The organism is Amycolatopsis sp. NPDC004368, from assembly GCF_053602515.1.
Genome location: NZ_JBSGDT010000008.1, coordinates 43,740 through 62,006 on the forward strand (window position 1 = coordinate 43,740; position 18,267 = coordinate 62,006).

Annotated in this window: 18 protein-coding genes; 10 read left to right on the forward strand and 8 right to left on the reverse strand. The window is 70.7% G+C overall.

Annotated features, from left to right (window positions below; translation table 11 throughout):
• Positions 1–29: 29 nt before the first annotated feature.
• Genes ACWEOE_RS14250 through ACWEOE_RS14265 form a run of 4 tightly spaced genes read right to left on the reverse strand, consistent with a single transcriptional unit; the run spans position 30 to position 4,265 of the window.
• Complete coding sequence (locus tag ACWEOE_RS14250; protein ID WP_452008339.1) at positions 30–1,433, reverse strand: MmgE/PrpD family protein; 1,404 nt, start codon at positions 1,431–1,433, stop codon at positions 30–32.
• Complete coding sequence (locus ACWEOE_RS14255; RefSeq protein ID WP_452008342.1) at positions 1,430–2,251, reverse strand: cyclase family protein; 822 nt, start codon at positions 2,249–2,251, stop codon at positions 1,430–1,432. The genes ACWEOE_RS14250 and ACWEOE_RS14255 overlap by 4 nt, the downstream gene beginning before the upstream one ends.
• A complete protein-coding gene (locus ACWEOE_RS14260; protein WP_452008344.1) occupies positions 2,248–3,081 on the reverse strand; it encodes an HpcH/HpaI aldolase/citrate lyase family protein in 834 nt (277 codons plus the stop codon). The genes ACWEOE_RS14255 and ACWEOE_RS14260 overlap by 4 nt, the downstream gene beginning before the upstream one ends.
• Positions 3,078–4,265, reverse strand: a complete 1,188-nt coding sequence (locus tag ACWEOE_RS14265) for a CaiB/BaiF CoA transferase family protein (protein WP_452008346.1) — start codon at positions 4,263–4,265, stop codon at positions 3,078–3,080. The genes ACWEOE_RS14260 and ACWEOE_RS14265 overlap by 4 nt, the downstream gene beginning before the upstream one ends.
• A gap of 265 nt (positions 4,266–4,530) precedes the next feature.
• Between ACWEOE_RS14265 and ACWEOE_RS14270 the strand changes: the two genes are divergently transcribed.
• The 9 genes from ACWEOE_RS14270 to ACWEOE_RS14310 are packed head-to-tail and all read left to right on the forward strand — an operon-like array spanning position 4,531 to position 14,105.
• The gene (locus ACWEOE_RS14270; RefSeq protein ID WP_452008348.1) at positions 4,531–5,778 is read left to right on the forward strand and encodes an ABC transporter substrate-binding protein; all 1,248 of its coding nucleotides are present in this window, start codon (positions 4,531–4,533) and stop codon (positions 5,776–5,778) included.
• Positions 5,775–6,791: a branched-chain amino acid ABC transporter permease gene (locus ACWEOE_RS14275; protein ID WP_452008350.1), complete on the forward strand. Its 1,017-nt coding sequence runs from the start codon at positions 5,775–5,777 to the stop codon at positions 6,789–6,791. Before ACWEOE_RS14270 ends, ACWEOE_RS14275 begins: the two co-directional genes overlap by 4 nt.
• Complete coding sequence (locus ACWEOE_RS14280; RefSeq protein ID WP_452008353.1) at positions 6,788–7,834, forward strand: branched-chain amino acid ABC transporter permease; 1,047 nt, start codon at positions 6,788–6,790, stop codon at positions 7,832–7,834. Before ACWEOE_RS14275 ends, ACWEOE_RS14280 begins: the two co-directional genes overlap by 4 nt.
• Positions 7,831–8,565, forward strand: coding sequence for an ABC transporter ATP-binding protein (locus ACWEOE_RS14285; protein ID WP_452008355.1), 735 nt, complete (start codon positions 7,831–7,833; stop codon positions 8,563–8,565). Before ACWEOE_RS14280 ends, ACWEOE_RS14285 begins: the two co-directional genes overlap by 4 nt.
• A complete protein-coding gene (locus ACWEOE_RS14290; RefSeq protein WP_452008358.1) occupies positions 8,552–9,253 on the forward strand; it encodes an ABC transporter ATP-binding protein in 702 nt (233 codons plus the stop codon). The genes ACWEOE_RS14285 and ACWEOE_RS14290 overlap by 14 nt, the downstream gene beginning before the upstream one ends.
• The gene (locus ACWEOE_RS14295; protein WP_452008360.1) at positions 9,250–10,614 is read left to right on the forward strand and encodes an MmgE/PrpD family protein; all 1,365 of its coding nucleotides are present in this window, start codon (positions 9,250–9,252) and stop codon (positions 10,612–10,614) included. The genes ACWEOE_RS14290 and ACWEOE_RS14295 overlap by 4 nt, the downstream gene beginning before the upstream one ends.
• Entirely contained in the window at positions 10,614–11,246 is a 633-nt protein-coding gene (locus ACWEOE_RS14300; RefSeq protein ID WP_452008363.1) for an aspartate/glutamate racemase family protein, read from the forward strand. Before ACWEOE_RS14295 ends, ACWEOE_RS14300 begins: the two co-directional genes overlap by 1 nt.
• Complete coding sequence (locus ACWEOE_RS14305; protein WP_452008366.1) at positions 11,243–12,607, forward strand: FAD-dependent oxidoreductase; 1,365 nt, start codon at positions 11,243–11,245, stop codon at positions 12,605–12,607. Before ACWEOE_RS14300 ends, ACWEOE_RS14305 begins: the two co-directional genes overlap by 4 nt.
• A 28-nt stretch (positions 12,608–12,635) precedes the next feature.
• The gene (locus tag ACWEOE_RS14310; RefSeq protein WP_452008368.1) at positions 12,636–14,105 is read left to right on the forward strand and encodes a dihydroorotase; all 1,470 of its coding nucleotides are present in this window, start codon (positions 12,636–12,638) and stop codon (positions 14,103–14,105) included.
• 220 nt (positions 14,106–14,325) lie between these two features.
• Here the strand turns inward: ACWEOE_RS14310 and ACWEOE_RS14315 are convergent, their stop codons facing one another.
• The 4 genes from ACWEOE_RS14315 to ACWEOE_RS14330 all read right to left on the reverse strand — a co-directional run bounded on the left by ACWEOE_RS14315 (position 14,326) and on the right by ACWEOE_RS14330 (position 17,347).
• Entirely contained in the window at positions 14,326–15,150 is an 825-nt protein-coding gene (locus ACWEOE_RS14315) for an IclR family transcriptional regulator (protein WP_452008371.1), read from the reverse strand.
• Between the two features lie 126 nt (positions 15,151–15,276).
• On the reverse strand, positions 15,277–16,215 hold the full coding sequence (locus ACWEOE_RS14320; protein WP_452008373.1) for an LLM class flavin-dependent oxidoreductase: 939 nt from the start codon (positions 16,213–16,215) through the stop codon (positions 15,277–15,279).
• A gap of 141 nt (positions 16,216–16,356) precedes the next feature.
• Positions 16,357–16,581, reverse strand: coding sequence for a hypothetical protein (locus ACWEOE_RS14325; protein ID WP_452008375.1), 225 nt, complete (start codon positions 16,579–16,581; stop codon positions 16,357–16,359).
• 34 nt (positions 16,582–16,615) lie between these two features.
• Entirely contained in the window at positions 16,616–17,347 is a 732-nt protein-coding gene (locus ACWEOE_RS14330; RefSeq protein WP_452008378.1) for a sigma-70 family RNA polymerase sigma factor, read from the reverse strand.
• 132 nt (positions 17,348–17,479) lie between these two features.
• Between ACWEOE_RS14330 and ACWEOE_RS14335 the strand changes: the two genes are divergently transcribed.
• Positions 17,480–18,187, forward strand: coding sequence for a TetR/AcrR family transcriptional regulator (locus ACWEOE_RS14335; RefSeq protein ID WP_452008380.1), 708 nt, complete (start codon positions 17,480–17,482; stop codon positions 18,185–18,187).
• Positions 18,188–18,267 lie beyond the last annotated feature (80 nt).

The window sequence follows — 18,267 nt, forward strand, 5'->3', positions numbered from 1 at the left end:
CGCCGGGAAAGCGGCCCTCCACCGGCCGATCAAGCGTGCAGCAGCCCGGTCAGCTCGGACAGATCGCCCAGACCGGCCAGCCCGTAGGTGAGCTCCGTGATCCGATCCGCCGCCGACTCGGTGACCACCCGCGTGGCGTTCAGCCGGAACTTCGTCGCCAGCTCCTCGGCCGACAGCGGGTTCTCCGGTCCGCCGCGGTTCACGTCCACGCGCTCTTCCAGCTCCGTCCCGTCGGTCAGCCGCGCGCGCAGCACGGCCGGGAACTGGTGCGGGAAGATCTCGTCGCAGCGCTCGTCCGGGACACAGTGGACCTTCGCCGCCAGCGCGAGCCGCTCGGGGCTCGCGGCGGCCTTGTCGGTGAAGTCCTCGTGGAACACGCCGAGCCCGCCGCCGCCGAGGAACGCCGCCGCGACCGTGTAAGGACCGGAAAACGCCGCGTGGTAACCGGACTTCGGGTGGACCTTGTCCTCACGCGGCTCGGCGATGGTGCGCAGCACGGCCGTCGGCGCGCCGAGCTCCAACCGGGCAACGGTGGCCGGATCCACGCCGCGGGCCCGCAGCCGGCGTGCGGCGTCGATGCCCGCGTGCGTGAAGTGGTTGCAGGGATACGGTTTGAAGAAGATCCCCGGCAGTTCCCACTGGGTGCCGAGCCCGTCGACGATCGCGTCCACGTGAGCCTGGTCACCGCAGAACGCCTGCAGGAACCCGAACCGGCCCTCCAGCACGGTCGGCGGACCCGTGATGCCGTGGCGCGCCATGCCGGCGGCGGTCACCGCGGCGTGCGCGGCCCAGCCGCAGTGCACGCGCTTCACAGTGCCGCCCGTGCGGTTGGCCTCCAGCAGACCGGAGCCCATGCTGGCCGCGATGCCGAGGGCGTCGGCGATGCCGGATTCGTCCACATCGGACAACATGGCCGCCGAAGCCGCCGCACCGAGCGCGCCGCAGATGGCGGTGGCGTGCAGGCCGTGCTCGAAGAACACCGAGTTGCCGAGTTCCTCGTCGTAGCCCGCCATCCCGAGGCGCACGGTGATCTCGACCCCGACGCCGATCGCGTCGAGCAGCTGCGCGCCCGTGGCACCGCGCGACTCCGCGACGGCCAGCGCGGCCGGCACGACCGAGGCCGACGGGTGCAGCACCGAGGGCAGGTGCGTGTCGTCGAAGTCGAGTGAATGCGCGAGTGTGCCGTTGAGCAGGGCCGCACTCGGGTCGGGCAGCTTCTCCCCGAGCCCGATGGCCGTGGCCCGGCCGGACCCGCCCCACTCCCGCACCAGCGCGCCGACCGCCTGGGCCGGCCGCTCGGAGGTGGCGGCGAGACTGTTGCCCAGCACGTCGAGCACGCGCCGCGCGGCGTCGTCGCGCAGCTCGGCGGGCAATCCCTTGGCCCGCACCGAAGCGGCGAACTCGGCGACGCGCCCGACGATGGTCTGCGTCATGCCGACACCGCCGCGAGCGGTCGGACGGGGGAGCCGGTGCCGCCGACGATCCGCAACGGCGCCAGCACGAACACGAACTCCGACAGCCCTTCTTCGGCCACGGCTTCGAGGTTCAGGTGTTCCATGATGAAGATCCCCGACTGCACCAGGAGGATCCGGTGCACCGGCAGCACAGCGTGGCCGGCACCGGCCGGGATCTGCTCGTAGGCGGTGGTGTCCGCGCCCGTCGCGGCGATCTTGCGCTCCGCCAGCCACTCGGCCGCCGACGTCGCGGCACCCGGCACACCCGTGTCCTTGCCCAGGTACGCCGTGGTGTCTCCGAAGTTGCGCGCCCAGCCGGTGCGGATCAGCGCGACGTCACCGGGACCCGGCTCGGTACCCGCGTGCTTCGCCGCGGCGTCCAGGTCCTCGGCCGTGACGCCGTAACCCGGTTCCAGTGTGGGGACGCCGTGAACTGCGGCGACGTCCAGCAGCACCGCGCGGCGCAGCAGACCGGGCAGGTGCTCGGCGCCGTGAGAACGGAACACCCCGCCCTGCTGGGCCTCGGCCGCGTCGATGCCGCCGTGCAGCTCGCCGTCGTGGCTGACGTGCGAAAGCGCGTCGATGTGGGTGCCGACGTGCCCGCCGGTCACGATGATCTCGTTGGCGGCCGATCCGCCGTCCGGCCGGCGCATGTCGCCGTGGCGGCGGATCAGGGTCATCCGGAACCCGGGATGGTTCGGCGAGCAGGGCATCCCGGTGAAGAACGGCTGACCGAGCTCGATCAGCCGGACCCCGCCGGAAACCGCCGCCAGCAACGGATCCTGGGTACGTGTCATGAGTGCGTGCCTTCCTCACTGTGCTTTTTTCCCGACTCCGCGCTCTCCAGCACCCGCCGGGCGCGGGCCACGATCGCGGCGTCGACGAACTGTCCGTGGTCATCGATCCAGGCGCCCTCGCCCGAAGCCTCGAGCCGGCCGAGCAGCTCACGCGCCCACGCCGTCTCGGCCGGATCGGGTGCGCACACCTCGTGCACCACGGGAATCTGGGCCGGGTGGATCACCGACCGGCCGAAGAACCCGGCGCGGCGGCCCGCTTCGGTGCTCGCGCGCAACCCGTCGAGGTCACGCACGGCCGTCCACACGCTCTGCACCGGGCTCGGCAGCCCGGCCGCTCGCGCGGCCACGACGACGCGTGATCGCGGCCACACCAACGCGTCCCCGCCCGCCACCCGCAGGTCCGCGGCGAGATCGGCTTCCCCGAGGGAGATCCCGGCGACCAGCGGGTGCGCGGTGGCCAGCACCAGCGCGTTCTCCACCCCCAGCGCCGATTCCAGAGTCGGGTACAGCGGAACCCCGAGCAGGTCGGCGACGCGCCGCAGCTCGTCGTGGTCCTCGGCCTTGGGCACCCGCACCCCGGCGGGCTTGGCGTCCGAAGCCGCCAGCGCGGCGAGATCCGCCTCGCCGGCGTCGGTCCCGGGGGCGTTGATGCGCACGAAGAACGACGCACCTTCGGCCAGCGTCTTCACCATCGTCCGGCGGGCCTCGTCCTTGGCCGCCACCGCGACGGCGTCCTCCAGGTCCACGATCACGGCGTCGGCCGGGCCCGCGAGTGCCTTGGCGATCCGGTCGGGCCGGTCGCCGGGCACGTACAGCCAGGAGCGGATCACTTGATCACGCCTTTTTCGCGCAACGAAGCCAGTTCCGGCTCCCCGAAGCCGTAGCGGCCGAGGACCTCCGCGGTGTGCGCGCCGAGCGGCGCGCCGGCCGACGTGATCGCGCCGGGTGTCTCGGAGAGGCGGAACAGCACGTTCTGCATCTTCACCGGGCCGAGCTCCTCGTCGTCGACGGTCGTGATGCTGCCGAGTGCCGCGAACTGCGGGTCGGTCATCACGTCGGCGGCTGTGTAGATCGGGGCGACGGCGGCCTGGGCTTCCTCGAACGCCTTCACCACGTCGTCGCGGTCGCGCTCGGCGATCCAGGAACCCACGGCATCGTCGAGTTCGTCGGCGTGCTTCGCGCGCTCGGCACCGCTGGCGAACCACGGCTCGTCGACCAGCTCGGGGCGTCCGACCAGGCGCATCACGCGTTCGGCGATCGACTGGGCGCTCGTGGAGATCGCGACCCAGCTGCCGTCGCGGGTGCGGTAGGTGTTGCGTGGCGCGTTGTTCGTGGACCGGTTGCCGGTGCGCGGCTGCAGGGTGCCGAGCTGGTCGTAGGCGATGATCTGCGGCCCGAGCAGCGTGAGGATCGGCTCGATGATGGCCAGGTCCACGACCTGGCCGCGGCCGGTCTGCTCACGGGCCCGCAGCGCCGTCATCACGGCGAACGCCGTGGTCAGCGCGGCGATGCCGTCGGCGAGACCGAACGGCGGCAGGGTGGGCGGGCCGTCGGGCTCGCCGGTGATGGCGGCGAACCCGCTCATCGCCTCGGCGAGCGTGCCGAAGCCCGGGCGCTTGGCGTACGGGCCGACCTGGCCGAACCCGGTCACGCGCGTGAGCACCAGGCCGGGGTTGATCCTGCTCAGCTCGTCGTAACCGAGGCCCCAGCGCTCGAGCGTGCCCGGCCGGAAGTTCTCCACGACGACGTCGGCGTCGGCCACCAGCTTGCGGAAGACCTCCTGGCCCTCGGGGGAGCCGAGGTAGAGCGTCATGGCCTTCTTGCCGCGGCCGAGCATCTTCCACCACAGGCCGACGCCGTCACGCTGCGCGCCGTGGCTGCGAACCGGGTCGCCGTTCGGGTGCTCGATCTTGATCACCTCGGCGCCGTAGTCACCCAGCAGCGTCGCGGCCAGCGGGCCGGCGAACAGGGTGGCGGTGTCGAGAACCCGGATCCCGGACAAAGGGCCCGTCATGCGGCCTACCTGCCTTTCTCGTCCGGCGGCCCGAGGATTTCGCTCATCGTTTCGCCGGGAGGAACAACTGTGAACGCGATGTTTCCAGCCCGCGTCGAGGACTGGTTACCAAATTCGCACTGATCACAACGTTCCGTCAAGCTATGCGCAGATATTGACCTGACGTGGAGGCCGGTGTCACGATGTCCGGCAACAATCCCGGTGTTTCTTCTAGCGGAACGCCGAAGCTGTCAGCGGGAAGAGGCTTCCATTGGGAAGAGGTGACATGTCCGCGCGAAAGCTCACCGCCGTGCTCAGCGCGTGCGCCCTGTTCGCGGCGGCCGGGTGCGGAGGTTCGGCCCCGGCCGGGGCCGGTGGCGCGGCCGCGGGCCGGGACGAGGGCCCGGTGAAGATCGGGGCCCTGCACCCGGTCAGCGGATCGAACGCGGCCGATGGGCTGCAGATGCGCCGCGGCGCGCAGATGGCGGTCGACGCGATCAACGCGGCCGGCGGCATCAAGTCGCTCGGCGGCCGCAAGGTCGAGCTGATCACGGGAGACACGCAGGGCAAGGCCGACATCGGCCAGAGCGAGGCCCAGCGGCTGATCTCCGCCGGTGCCGTGAGCCTCGTCGGCACCTACCAGAGCGCGGTGAGCACCAACGTCGCCGTCGTCGCGGAACGCAACCGGGTCCCGTTCGTCATGGACGTGACCGCTTCGGACGCGATCTTCGGCCACGGCTACCGGTACTCGTTCCGCGTGCAGCCCGGTAGCAAGGCGATCGCCACCGCTGCCGCCCAGTACCTCAAGGAGGTTTCGGAGCAGGCCGGGAAACCGGTGCACAAGGTGGCGTTCCTGCACGAGCAGAGCGATTTCGGCAGCGGCGCGGCCGACGCGTTCAACGCCGCGGCGCAGCAGCTCGGCATGGCCGTCGGGCCGAACATCAGCTACGACGCCACCACCGTCAGCGACCTCACGGCCCAGATCACGCAGGTCAAGGCCTCGGGTGCCGACGTGCTGGCCATCGCGGGCTACTACCGCGACAGCTTGCTGGCCGCGAAGGCCATCGACTCGGTGAAACCCGCGCTCAACGCGGTGTGGGGTGTCTCCGACGGCGCCTTCGACCAGCCGAAGTTCGTGACCGACGCCGGCAAGCTCGGCGCGCTCTACTTCAGCGCCAACTACCACTACGACGCCACCAACGCAAAGACCGTCGCGTTGCGTGCCCAGTACCAGCGCCAGTTCGGAGACCCGATGCGCACCGGCGCAGTGCTGTCCTACGACGCGGTCGACGTGATCGCACAAGCGGTCGAGAAGGCCGCGAGCACCGATCCGGAGAAGGTCCGCGACGCGATCGCCGCGTCGCAAGTCGCGCCACTGACCGTGGGCCACGGGCCGATCTCCTTCGCCGCCAACGGCGACAACCGCAATGCGTTCCCCGTCCTGATGCAGGTTCAGGACGGTCAGGTCAAGCAGGTCTTCCCCCCGGACAAAGCCGAATCCCGGCCCGACTACACGGTGAACTGGCGGCCATGAGCGAACTCTCCCCCGGGGCGGCACTCGCCCCCGAATTCTCCCCTCCGGACGACACCAGAGCTCAGCAGCGCAAGGCTTTCCTCGGCCGTGCCGGCGTGGTGGCCGTGGTGCTCGTGATCGCGATCGTCGTCGCGCTCCTGCAGTCGGGCAGCGGCCTGGTGGTGTGGCAGTCGGTGGTCACCGGCATCCTCACCGGCGGGCTCTACGGCCTGATCGCGATGGGGCTGACGCTGATCTTCGGCGTGCTCGACATCGTGAACTTCGCCCACGGTGCACTGCTGGCCGTCGCGATGTTCATCTCCTTCGGCATGATCCAGGGCACGGGCATGCACCCGTACCTCACGCTGATCGTGGCGGTGCCCGCGTTGTTCCTCATCGGCGCCGCCGTGCACCGCGGCCTGCTCTCGGGGTCCGCGAGCAAGACGCTGGAGAACCAGCTGCTCATCACGCTCGGTCTCTCACTGCTGCTGGAAAACCTGCTGCTGATGTTCTTCGGCGCCGAACCCAAGAGCATCTCGCTGCCGGGCGACTTCCAGCTGTCGGTGCTGGGCGCGGTCATCGCGGGTTCGCGGCTGTACGCGTTCCTCGGTGCGATCCTGCTCGGTGCCGTGCTGTTCTGGCTGTTGCGCCGCACCCGCCTGGGCACGGCGATCCGCGCGGTCGCGGCCCACGGCCCGGGTGCGGAACTCGTCGGCATCAACGTGAAGCGCATCCACACCGTCACCTTCGCGATCGGCACGGCCTGCGCCGGCGCCGCCGCGGCGCTGGCGGGACCGCTCGTGACTGTGACCCCGACGCTGGGCGAGCAGTTCAACATCACCGCGTTCGTGGTGGTGGTGCTCGGCGGGATGGGCAACGTCGTGGGCGCGCTCGTCGGCGGCCTGCTGATCGGGCTCGTCGAGCAGCTCACCACGATCTACCTCGGTGGCCAGAGCTCGCTGCTCGGCGTGTTCGTGGTGTTCGTGCTCGTGCTGTTCCTCCGTCCGCAGGGCCTGTTCGGGAGGCGAGCATGACTGCCATCACCATTGCGCCGCCGGCGTCGAAAGAGACCGTCAAGGCGCCCCCGCTGCGTCCGCAGAACCGGCAGTACGCGATCCTCGCGCTGCTCGTGCTCATCGCGATCCCGCTGCCGCTGATCCTGCCGGCGGCGCAGGGCGCCGTGGCCGTGCGCATCCTGATCTTCCTGCTCATGGCCGTGGGCTGGAACATCATGAGCGGCTTCGGCGGGATGTTCAGCTTCGGCCACGCCGCGTACTTCGGGCTCGGCGCCTACACCAGCGCGTACCTGCTGGTGAAGCAGAACGTGTCGCCGTGGATCGGGATGCTGGCCGGGATGGCGGTGGCCGCCGCGGTCGCCGTGCTGATCGGGTACTTCTCGTTCCGCTACAAGCTGCAGGGCGCGTATTTCGCGCTGGCGACCTTCGCGTTCGCGGAGATGCTGCGGCTGATCGTCACGAGCAGCGCGTTCGCCAACAAGTCGGTGGGCTTCAGCGTGCCGCTGATCCAGGGCTCGTCGCTGTGGAAGATCCAGTTCCCGGCCGACTCACCCGCGTACTTCTGGGTGGCGCTCGTGCTGGCCGGGGCCGCGGTCGCCGTGAGCATCGGGTTCCTGCACTCGCGCGCCGGCCGCTACGTCACCGCGATCCGCGACGACGAGCTGGCGGCTTCGTCGCTCGGTGCGCCCGTGATGCGGCACAAGCTGATGACCGTGGCGCTCTCGGCCGCGATCACCGCCGTGGCCGGTGCGTTTTACACGCAGTACTACCTGTTCGTGAACCCCGATCTCGGGTTCGGTTCCGCGATCTCGATCCAGGCGATCGTGCCCGTGGTCATCGGCGGCATCGGCACGATCTGGGGTCCGGTGGTGGGCGCGATCATCGTCGGCTCGCTCACCGACGTCACCGCGACGCTGCTGCGCACCCCGCCCGGGTTCCTCGGGTTCCTGCAGGGCCGCAGCGGCCTCGACGTCGTGCTGTACGCCGTGCTGCTGATCCTCATCGTGCGACTGCTGCCGAAGGGCATCGTCGGAACGCTGGCTGCGAGGTGGCGGCGATGAACCTGGTTCAGGTCGAGGGTGTCGGCAAGTCCTTCCGCGGCTTGCACGCACTGTCCGATGTGGACTTCGAGGTGGCGGAGGGGGAGATCCTCGGCATCATCGGGCCCAACGGCGCGGGCAAGACCACGCTGTTCAACGTGGTGTCGGGCGCGCTGCGGCCCGACACCGGCCGCGTGCACCTCGAAGGCGCCGACGTGACGGGCAGCTCGCCGGACCGCATCGCGAGGGCCGGCATGGTGCGCACGTTTCAGCTGATGCGGCCGTTCTCGAGCATGACCGTGCTGGAGAACGTGAGCCTCGCCGCCCAGCACCACCGCTTCGCGGCGAAGGACCTGCGCAAACACGCGCTCGACGTCGTCGAGCGCGTGGGGCTCGGGCCGTGGGCGCACCGTCCGGCGCCGGACCTGCCCACCGCGGGCCTCAAGCGTCTGGAGCTGGCCCGCACGCTCGCGATGCGGCCGAAGGTGCTGCTGCTCGACGAGGTCCTCGCCGGGCTCGTGCCGGCCGAGCGTGAGCCCGTGCTCGACCTGCTCGCCACGCTGCGCGAGCAGGAAGGCGTGACGCTGGTGTTCATCGAGCACATCATGGCCGCGGTGATGCGCCTGGCCGATCGTGTGCTCGTGCTCGACCAGGGCCGCGTGCTCGCCGTCGGCTCGCCCGAAGAGGTCACCAGCGACCCCCGGGTGATCGACGCCTACCTCGGGGAGGAGCCGACCCGTGCTGAAGCTTGACAAGGTCTGCGCCGGTTACGGGCGCATGCGCATCCTGCACGACGTGGACCTGGAGTTGCGGCAAGGCGAGATCGTGGCGCTCGTCGGGGCCAACGGCGCCGGCAAGACGACCACCCTGCGCAGCATCTGCGGCCAGCTGAAACCGATGTCGGGCACCATCACGCTCGACGGTTCGCCGACCGCGGGCCGGCGGCCCGACCAGCTCGTGCGCGACGGTCTCGTGCACGTGCCCGAGGACCGCGCGCTGTTCGGCACGCTCACCGTGGAGGAGAACCTCCGCATGGGCGCGTGGACCCGCACCGCGGCGCAGGCCGCGCAGTCGCTGAAGGAGGTCTACGACCTGTTCCCGGTGCTCGCCGAGCGCCGGTCGACGGTCGCGCAGACGTTCAGCGGCGGGCAGCAGCAGATGCTCGCGATCGCGCGGGCGCTGATGGCCGGGCCGCGGCTGCTGATGCTCGACGAACCGTCGACCGGGCTGTCGCCGAAGCTCACGTGGACGATGCTGGAGGCGGTGCAACGGATCCGCGACGCCGGCGTGGCGGTGCTGCTGGTGGAGCAGAACGCCAAGCAGGCGCTGGCCATCGCCGACCGGGCGTACGTTCTGGAGAGCGGGTCGAGCGTGCTGAGCGGAACGGGCACGGAGCTCGCGAACGACAACCGTGTCAGGAAGGCGTACTTGGGACTGTGAGTACCGAACAGGCCGCCGAATCCGCCACAGCCACCGCGGCGCTCGGCGCATGGGTGTCCGAAGTGGACGTCGCGTCCGTGCCGGCCGCCGTCCTCGACCGGCTCGCCCTCGTGCTGCTCGACGTCGTCGGAGTCACGGCGGTCGGGGCTCGCCTGCCCGAACAGCGGGCGCTCGTCACCGCGTGGCGGGCGCCCGCCGGGGCGGCGCCGTTGATCGGAGCCGGGCGGCTGGTCACGACGGACGCCGCCGCGTGGCTCAACGCGATGGCGCTCGTCTCGCTCGAACTCGACGAGGGGAACAAGTACGCCAAGGGCCACCCCGCGGCCCACGGGTTCCCCGCGGTGCTCGCGCTGGCCGCCGAGCTGGACAGCACGGGCGCCGACACCGCCGCGGCACTGCTGGCCGCGTACGAGGTGGCGTCGCGCTTCGGCCGCGCGACCTCGTTGCGGCCAGGCGCGCACCCGCACGGCAGCTGGGGTGTGCCCGGCGCCGCGGCCGGGTGCGCGCGGCTGCTGGGCCTCGCGCCCGGCGCGGCCGCGGCGGCCATCGACACCGCGGCCGGTATGGCGATCGCCGGGCACTTCGACTCGGCCACGCAGGGCAACCCGGTGCGCAACGCATGGCTGGGTGCTTCGGCGATGTCGGGGCTCGCCGCCGTGCGGATGGCGTCGGCGGGTCTTGCGCGGACGACCGGCACGGCCGCGCTGTCGCTGGGCACGGTGCTCGGCTCGTTCGACCCGGCCGAGCTGACCACTGACCTCGGCACGAGGTGGGACATCACCCGGGGCTACTTCAAGCGCCACGCGTCGTGCTCGTTCACCCACCCGGCGGCCGACGCCGTGCTCCAGCTGCGAGGTCTGCCGGAGTTCCGGTCCGAGGACATTACGAAGATCGTTGTGGAGAGCCATGTGCTGGGCGCCGGACTGTCCGGAGTGGACTGGTCCAACCGGCTCTCGGCAATGTTCTCCACGCCGTTCGTGGTGGCGACGGCCGCGCTGACCGGCGAGGTCGGGCCGGGTTCGCCCGTCGACGAGCCCGCCGTGCGCGCGCTGGCCCGGCGCGTGCGGCTGGTGGAAGCCCCCGACCTCACCGCGCGCCTGCCCGACGAGCGTGCGACCCGCGTGCAGGTTTCCTTCGACGACGGCGCCACGCTCACGAGCGAGGTGCCCAACCCGGTCGGCGACGCCGACCACCACCCGCTGACCGAGCCGGACGTGCTCGGCCTGCTCAACACGTGGCTGCCGCGGCAGCCCGCACTCGTGGACCGGGCCGCGGCCCTGGGCCACGACCTGCCCGGCCTGCCCCGCGTCGGCGCGGCGCTGCGCGAACTGGCCGGGACCGACGAGAAGGAGCTGAACTGATGCGTGCCCTCGCGGTGACGCCCATCCACCTGCCGCCCGAAGAGCTCATCCGGCGTCAGGACCGCTACGACCGGCTCTCGCCGCCGGGCCTCGAGATCGAGCTGCGCAACGTCGGCCCGGCCGCACCGGCCACTTTGGACACCGCCGCGTCGATGCGGGAGTCCGAGCGGGAAGTCGCCGCGGTGCTGAAGGAGGCCGACGGGTTCGACCTCGCGTTCCCGGACTGCGTGCTGGACCCGGCGGTGCCCGACGCCGTCGCCGAGCCGGCTCTGCCGGTGCACGGCATCCTCAAGCTGTCGGCGACGCACCTGGCCGGCAAGGGCGTGCGGTTCGGTGCGGTCGTGCGCAACGAGGCCATCCGGGACGAGTTCGCGCTCCGGATCTCCGCCTACGGGCTGGGGGAGTACCTCGCCGGGATCCGCGTGCTCGACCTGCCGTTCTCCGCGATCGCCGAGACCGAGGTGTGGAACGCCGCGCTGGGCGAGGCCGTGCGGGAGCTCGCCGACCTGGGTGCGACGGCGGTGATCAACGGCTGCTCGGCCGTCGACGTCGAGCAGGCCGATCTGGCCGCGCGGGTCGTCGACCCGACGGAGCTGGCGATGCGGCTGCTGGCCGTCGAGGCGCAGCGGTGAGCGACGGACCGGACCTCGTCGTCGCCGGTGCCGGCGGTGGGCTCGCGGGTGCGCTGCGGGCGGCCGAGCTGGGGCTGAGCGTGCTCGTCGTCGAGGCGAGTGAGCACTTCCGGCGGGGCAACAACACGTCGATGTCCACGGCCATGTTCCCGGGCGCGGGTTCGCGCTGGCAGGCGGAAGCGGGCGTCGAGGACTCTCCGGAGCAGTTCGTGGCCGACATCATGGCCAAGACGAAGGGCCAGGCCGATCCCCGCTTGGCCCGCACGCTGGCGGAGGTGAGCGCGCCGCTCGTCGAGTGGCTCGCCGATTCGGCCGGGCTGCCGCTCGACCTGGTCACGGACTTCAACTACCCCGGCCACGCCGTCACGCGCTGCCACTCGATCCCCGGCCGCCACGGCTCTGGCGTGATCGACCACCTCGCGCGCCGCGTCACCGAGCACGAGAACATCGAGCTTCTGGTACCCGGCAAGCTCATCGAGGTGCTGTCCGGTCCGGACGGTGTGCGTGCGGTCGTGGTGCGCTATCCGGACGGGATCGAGGAAGAAATTCCGACACGCGCGGTGCTGCTGGCCACCAACGGTTTCGGCGCCGACAAGGACCTCGTGGCCCAGCACCTGCCCGAGATCTCGGGCGCACTGTACCAGGGCAGCGACCAGTCGCTCGGCGACGCGCTGCGCATCGGCGAAAAGCTCGGTGCCGCCACGGGTTTCCTCGACGCGTACCAGGGCCACGGCGCGGTCGCGGCCAACGCGGGCACCCTCGTCGGCTGGGCGACGATCATCCACGGCGCGTTCCTCGTCGACCTCGGCGGCCGCCGGTTCGGCGACGAGACGCGCGGCTACTCCGAGTACGCCGCGGAGCTGGCGGCCCGTCCCGGCGCGACTGGCTGGATCGTGCTCGACGAGACCGTTTTCGAGCAGTGCCAGCCGTTCCAGGACTTCCGGGACACGGTCGCCTCGGGCGCACTGGTGTGGGCCGACGACGCGGCCGGCCTAGCCGGGGTCACGGGTCTTCCGGCGGAGGCGCTCACAGACGAAATTTCTGTCGTCGGCGCGATCGCTCGCGGTGAGCGTGCCGACGAGTTCGGCCGGATCAACTGGGAACGCCCACTCTCGGGTCGGCTTGCCGCGGTGCGCGTCGTGCCCGCCCTGTTCCACACCCAGGGTGGCTTGCTGGTCGACGAAAACGCGGCTGTGCTCGACGCGCGGGGTGACGTGATCCGCGGCCTGTACGCCGCCGGCGGCGCGGCCGCGAGCATCTCCGGCCACGGCGCCGCGGGTTATCTGCCGGGCAACGGCCTGCTGCCCGCGTTCGGCCTCGCCTACTTGGCGGCGACCGACGTCGCTCGCCGCCACCACTGATTGTTGTTGCACCGCACGGAGGAGAAGAATGGCAACCACGGAACTGCTCGTGAAGAACGTCCGGGTCGTCCGGCCCGACGACCCCGAGGGGTCGCAGCCGGAGCTGCTGGACATCGCCGTCGCGGACGGCAAGATCACGCGGGTGGCGCCGAACCTGCCCGAGGACGACGCCGCCCGGGTGGTCGACGGCCGCGGCCTGCTGGCGTTCCCCGGCGTCGTCGACGCGCACCAGCACTGGGGCATCTACAACGAACTCGCCACCGACACCCGCACCGAAAGCCGCGCGAGCGCCCAGGGCGGCGTGACGACGTCGCTCACCTACATGCGCACGGGCCAGTACTACCTCAACAAGGGCGGCAGCTACCGCGACTTCTTCCCCGAGGTCCTCTTGGCTTCACAGGGCAACGCGTACGTGGACTACGCGTTCCACCTCGCACCGATGAGCTCCGCGCACATCTCGGAGATCCCGTACCTCGTCGAGGAACACGGCGTCACGTCGTTCAAGATCTTCATGTTCTACGGAAGCCACGGCCTGCACGGCCGCTCGACCAGCCAGAGCGACTTCCTCATGATCCCGCCCGACGAGCGCTACGACATCGCGCACTTCGAGTTCGTGATGCGCGGTGTGCAGAACGCACGCGAGATCCTCACCGAGTACGCTCCGCACCTGTCACTCTCGCTGCACTGCGAGACGGCCGAGATCATGACCGCGTACACGAAACTGGTCGAGCAGGACGGTTCCCTTTCGGGCCTGCGCGCCTACAGTGCTTCCCGGCCGCCGCACTCCGAGGGGCTCGCCGTCACCATCGCGTCGTACCTCGCGCACGAGACCGGCCTGCCGAACATCAACTTGCTGCACCTGTCTTCGGAAAAGGCACTCTCGGCGGCCTTGACGATGGCCTCGGCCTTCCCCCACATCGACTTCCGCCGCGAAGTCACCATCGGCCACCTCCTCGCCGACGTCGACACCGCGTCCGGCATCGGCGGCAAGGTCAACCCACCGCTGCGCGAACGCGAAGACGTCGAAGCGCTCTGGCGCCACGTCCTCGCCGGCGAAGTCGACTGGGTCGTCTCCGATCACGCCTGCTGCCGCGACGAACTCAAATTCGGCTCCGACCGCGACGACGTCTTCCTCGCCAAATCCGGCTTCGGCGGCGCCGAGTACCTGCTCCCGGGCCTGGTCGGCGAGGGCACAAAACGCGGCCTTTCCCTGCAGCGCATCGCCCAGCTGACCTCCACCAACCCGGCCCGCCGCTACGGCCTCCTCACCAAGGGCACCATCGCCGAAGGCTACGACGCCGACCTCGCCCTGGTCGACCCGAACGTCGACTGGACCGTCCACGCCGCCGATTCGGAGTCCACCCAGGAATACACGCCGTTCGAAGGCTTCCCCATGACCGCCCAAGTCACCGACACCTTCGTCCGCGGCCACCACGTCTACGCCGACGGCAAAATCACCGGCACCCCCATCGGCCACTACCTCAAACGCGGCCGCTGACAACAACGGGTGGGCCTTCCGCATCCGCGGAAGACCCACCCGTCAAAGCACTCTGTCCCCGCAGACCAACCCAAGTCGGCTTTTCCCACTCACCAACCCAAGCGAGCTCACCACCGGAACTACAGCCAGACCCACCCCCGCACCCCGATCCGAAGCCTTCACACACTCCAGCTTCGGGGTGCTAATCCCTCGCGACACGCCCTGCGAGGAACACAAGAACTCACCGAGCATCCCCACCAGACTCCCTCAACCACTCCCAACTCCCCCTGATCTCCACCGCAGCCTCCCGCACCAACCTCCGATATCTCCCCACAACCTCTGGAGTGAACCGATACTCCGGCCCACAAACACTGATCGCCCCATGTACCTCCCCATCCGGCCCGAACAACGGCGCCGCCACCGACCCGGCCCCAGGCTGCCGTTCCCCCAACGACACGGCCACCCCCTCCCGAGCCGTCTCCGCCAAGGCCACCTTCAACTCATCCGCGCGGGTGATCGTCTTCTCCGTCAAAGCCGACAACTGCTTCCCCAACAAGACCTCCCGCCGATCCTCCGGCAAAAACGCGAGGATCACCTTTCCCGATGACCCGGCGTGCAACGGAAACCGACGTCCGATCTCGACAGTCATCTTGATCTCCCGAGGACTCTCGAACTGATCAAGATAAACCCGCTCATCCCCGACGAGCCCGGAAAGCGTCGTGGTCTCCCCAGTCTCATCCCTCAACCGCCGCAACACCGGTGTGGCGACCGTCCGCGCGTCGAACCGACGCAACGCACTCGCTCCCAACGCCACCGCCGCCGGCCCCAGCCGATACCCGGCCACCCCCGGATCCGTCGCCAACATCTCCCGGGACACCAGCGATTGCAGGATCCGGTGCACGACGGCCTTGGCCAGCCCGAGCTCCCGGCTGATCGCACTGACCCCCAGATACCGGGGCCCACCCGTGAACAGCAACAGCACATCGGCGACCCGCGCGGCAGCCTCCGTGCCTGCGTTGTCAGTCGAAGCTGCGGGCTTGCGCCCGGCGGTACCCTGGGTGCTCAAACTGGTAATCCTCGAAATCCTGAGTCATGTTCCGCTGGTAGGAACGCGGCGGAATGCCACGCTTGCCTTCACTTTACCGTTTCCGAGGCTTTTTCGGGACCTCTCCGTTCCGGTCAGCGATACGAACTACCGCAGTACCCGCGCCAGCGCTTCCACCGCACTGACCGGATCCGCACCGGCCGGGATGAACACCACCTGACCGGCCCCGGCCTCCGCCAGCTCGCGCAGGCGGGCCCGCACCCGAGCCGGCTTCCCGATCAGGGCCAGCCGGTCCACCCACTCATCCGGCAACGCGGCCGCGAATTCCTCTCGCGACCCAGCCGCCTTACGCAGCTGCGCGAGCTCCCCGGCGAACGGCAACGGTACGAGGTGCGGCGCCCAATCCGGCTCGCCGATCGCGCTCAACGCCCGCCGCGCCCACCGTCGCGCCCGCTCGGGGGAGTCGTCGACCGCCCCGACGTTGTAGGCCACCAGCTCGTGCCGAGCCCCCACGATCTCCCGCACCGCCCGCAAGTACTCCGGTGTCACGGGCTCGGCCAGGATCGTCCCGTCCGCCACCTCCGCCGCGAGCGCCAGCGATTTCGGCCCCCGCACCCCGGCGTACAACGGCGGCACCACTTTGGGTGGGCTCTCCAGCTGCACGTCCCTCAGCCGCACCGCGGCACCGTCGAAACTCACGCGCTCGCCACCGAGGATCGCCCGCACCGTGGTGAAGTACTCCCGCAGCAACGTCAACGGACTCGCCGGCCACGCCCCGACCTGCCGCAGCCACCCCGGCATCCCGTGTCCGATGCCGACACTCAACCGTCCGGGAAACATCCCCGCCAGCGTCGCCAGCTCCATCCCGGCGAACGCGACATTGCGTGCCGCTGCCGGCAACACCCCGATCCCGACGCGGATCCGCTCGGTTCGCGCCAGCGCCACCGCCGCCTGCGCGATGCCCCCGCGGAAGAAGCAGTCCTCGACCAGCCACAGCTCGTCGAACCCGAGGCGCTCGGCCCGTTGCGCGTACGAGGCGAACTGCGTGACGTCGAGATCCGGCGGCGCGACGAGACCGATCTGCACAGTGGTTCCTCCCGGACGCATCTCCTTGCGGGGCACCAAGAAGATACTGTCGTCAGGACGGTTCGTCGGCCGGTGGCTCGTCGGGCCAGTCCAGCCCGGTCTCGGTGATCAGGGTGTCGAAGATCGGCGTGTCCGGCTGGGTCATCTCGGCGCCACCACGTCGATGATCGCGTCGGACCGGACCCACTCCGGCAGGGCGTCGTGCGTGCCGTCGGCCTGCACGGGGACCCAGGTGACGTCGGTGTCGGTGTCGAGCACGGGCGGGCCGGTCACGATGCCGCGCCGGCACAGGCGTTGCGGGCCGGGCTTGCGCTTGCCCGGCAGGTAGGTGACGCGGTGGCCGCGCACCAGTGGTTCTTCGTTCACGGTTCCCCTCCTCGTGGTGTTCCCCTGCTTCCCCTCAGGCCGGAAGTTCGTCGTTCACCTCCGTGAGCCCGGCCGTCACGACCCGGCACGGCGCGCAGGTCGCGACGTGCCCGCCGATCACAGTCGAGCGCCGCCGCGACAGCCCACCGCGCACCCACGCACCCAGGTTGCGGCGCGCTTCGGCGCAGTTCGGATCTTCCGCGTGCGGCACCTGCACCTGCAGGTACGCCTGGCGCAGGCCCTCCCGTGCCCGCCCGGCGAGCACGGCGGCGCCGTTCGGCGAGACGCCCAGCAGCAGCGCGGCTTCCGCGGTCGAATCCCCCTCCGCGGTGGTGCGCCACAGGACCGTTCGCCACCGGCCGGGCAACGTGCAGTAGGCCGACCAGACCAGGTCGACCTCGGATCGCAGCAGCGCCTCTTCCTCGGCCACCGACCGCGCACCGGCCGGCTCGGGCACCGTCTCGCACAGGTCCACGCGGTTGTGGTGCCGGCTCCAGCGCGCGGCGAGGTTCCGCATCGTGACGATCAGGTACGGCCGGGCGTCCTCACGCGGCCCGCCGCCCGCTCGCACGATGGTGATCACCCGGGTGAACGCCTCCGCGACGAGGTCTTCGCACTCCGCCGGCTGGTGGCGCCAGCGCGCGGCGGTGCGTCGCATCGGCTCGACGTGGCGGCGGAAGAGCGCCCCGCTCGCGCGAAGATCACCGGCGCGCACGGCCGCGAGCAGCACCGGGTCGGGCAGCTCGTCGTCCCCGGAATCGCTCACCGCGCCAGTCCCCACCGCGTTTCCCCAGGTCGTGTGGACACTCTTCGTGTTCAATTGCGTGCTCTACGGGCACCCAAAGTAACAGGTACAGAAGTGTACCCGACAACTCGCCGAGCGCTACACTTCCCGCCGATGACCTCCCCGCGCACCCCCCAGAAGGCAGACGGCCGGGCCGCGCGCTGGGCGGGCCAGCGGGAACGCCGCCGCCGCGAGTTCGTGGAGGCCGGCCTGCGCGCCATCGCGCGGCACGGCCCGGACGTGTCCACCGAGCAGATCGCCGAAGAAGCGGGCGTCGCGCGCACCCGCCTGTACAAGCACTTCGCCGACGCCACCGACTTGCAGTGCGCCATCGCTGACCGCGCGGGCGAACTGATCACCGCCGAGTTCACCCCACTGTGGGACCCGCCCGGCACCCCCATGCAGATGATCCGCGGCGCGATCGGCGCCCACACCCGCTGGCTGGCCGACCACGCCCACCTCTACCACTACCTGACGCGCCACTCGCTCTCCGGCCGCCCCGGCGCCCGCGACGTGGTCGCCGACGTGAAGACCGCCATCGCCCGCCAGCTGACCGTGCTGTTCGAGCACTACCTCGCCGCGTACGCCATGGACACCCGCGTGGCCGAGACCATCGCCTTCGCCCTGGTCGGCCTCGTCGAATCCAGCACCGCCCGCTGGCTCGAAAACCCCCGCGGCCTCGACCAGGCCGCCCTGGCCACCCTCCTGGCCCGCTGGACCTGGCACATCCTCGACGACGCCCTGCGCGCCGGCGGCATCACCCTCGACCCGGACGGGCCCCTGCCGCCGGGCCCACCGCCGGCTGCTCCGGGTGTCCTCTGACGACCGCGCCGACTTCCATGGCGTTCCTGCCCGGCTCCGCGCTCGAACCACTGCGGCGCGTGGGGCTCGACCCCATGCCG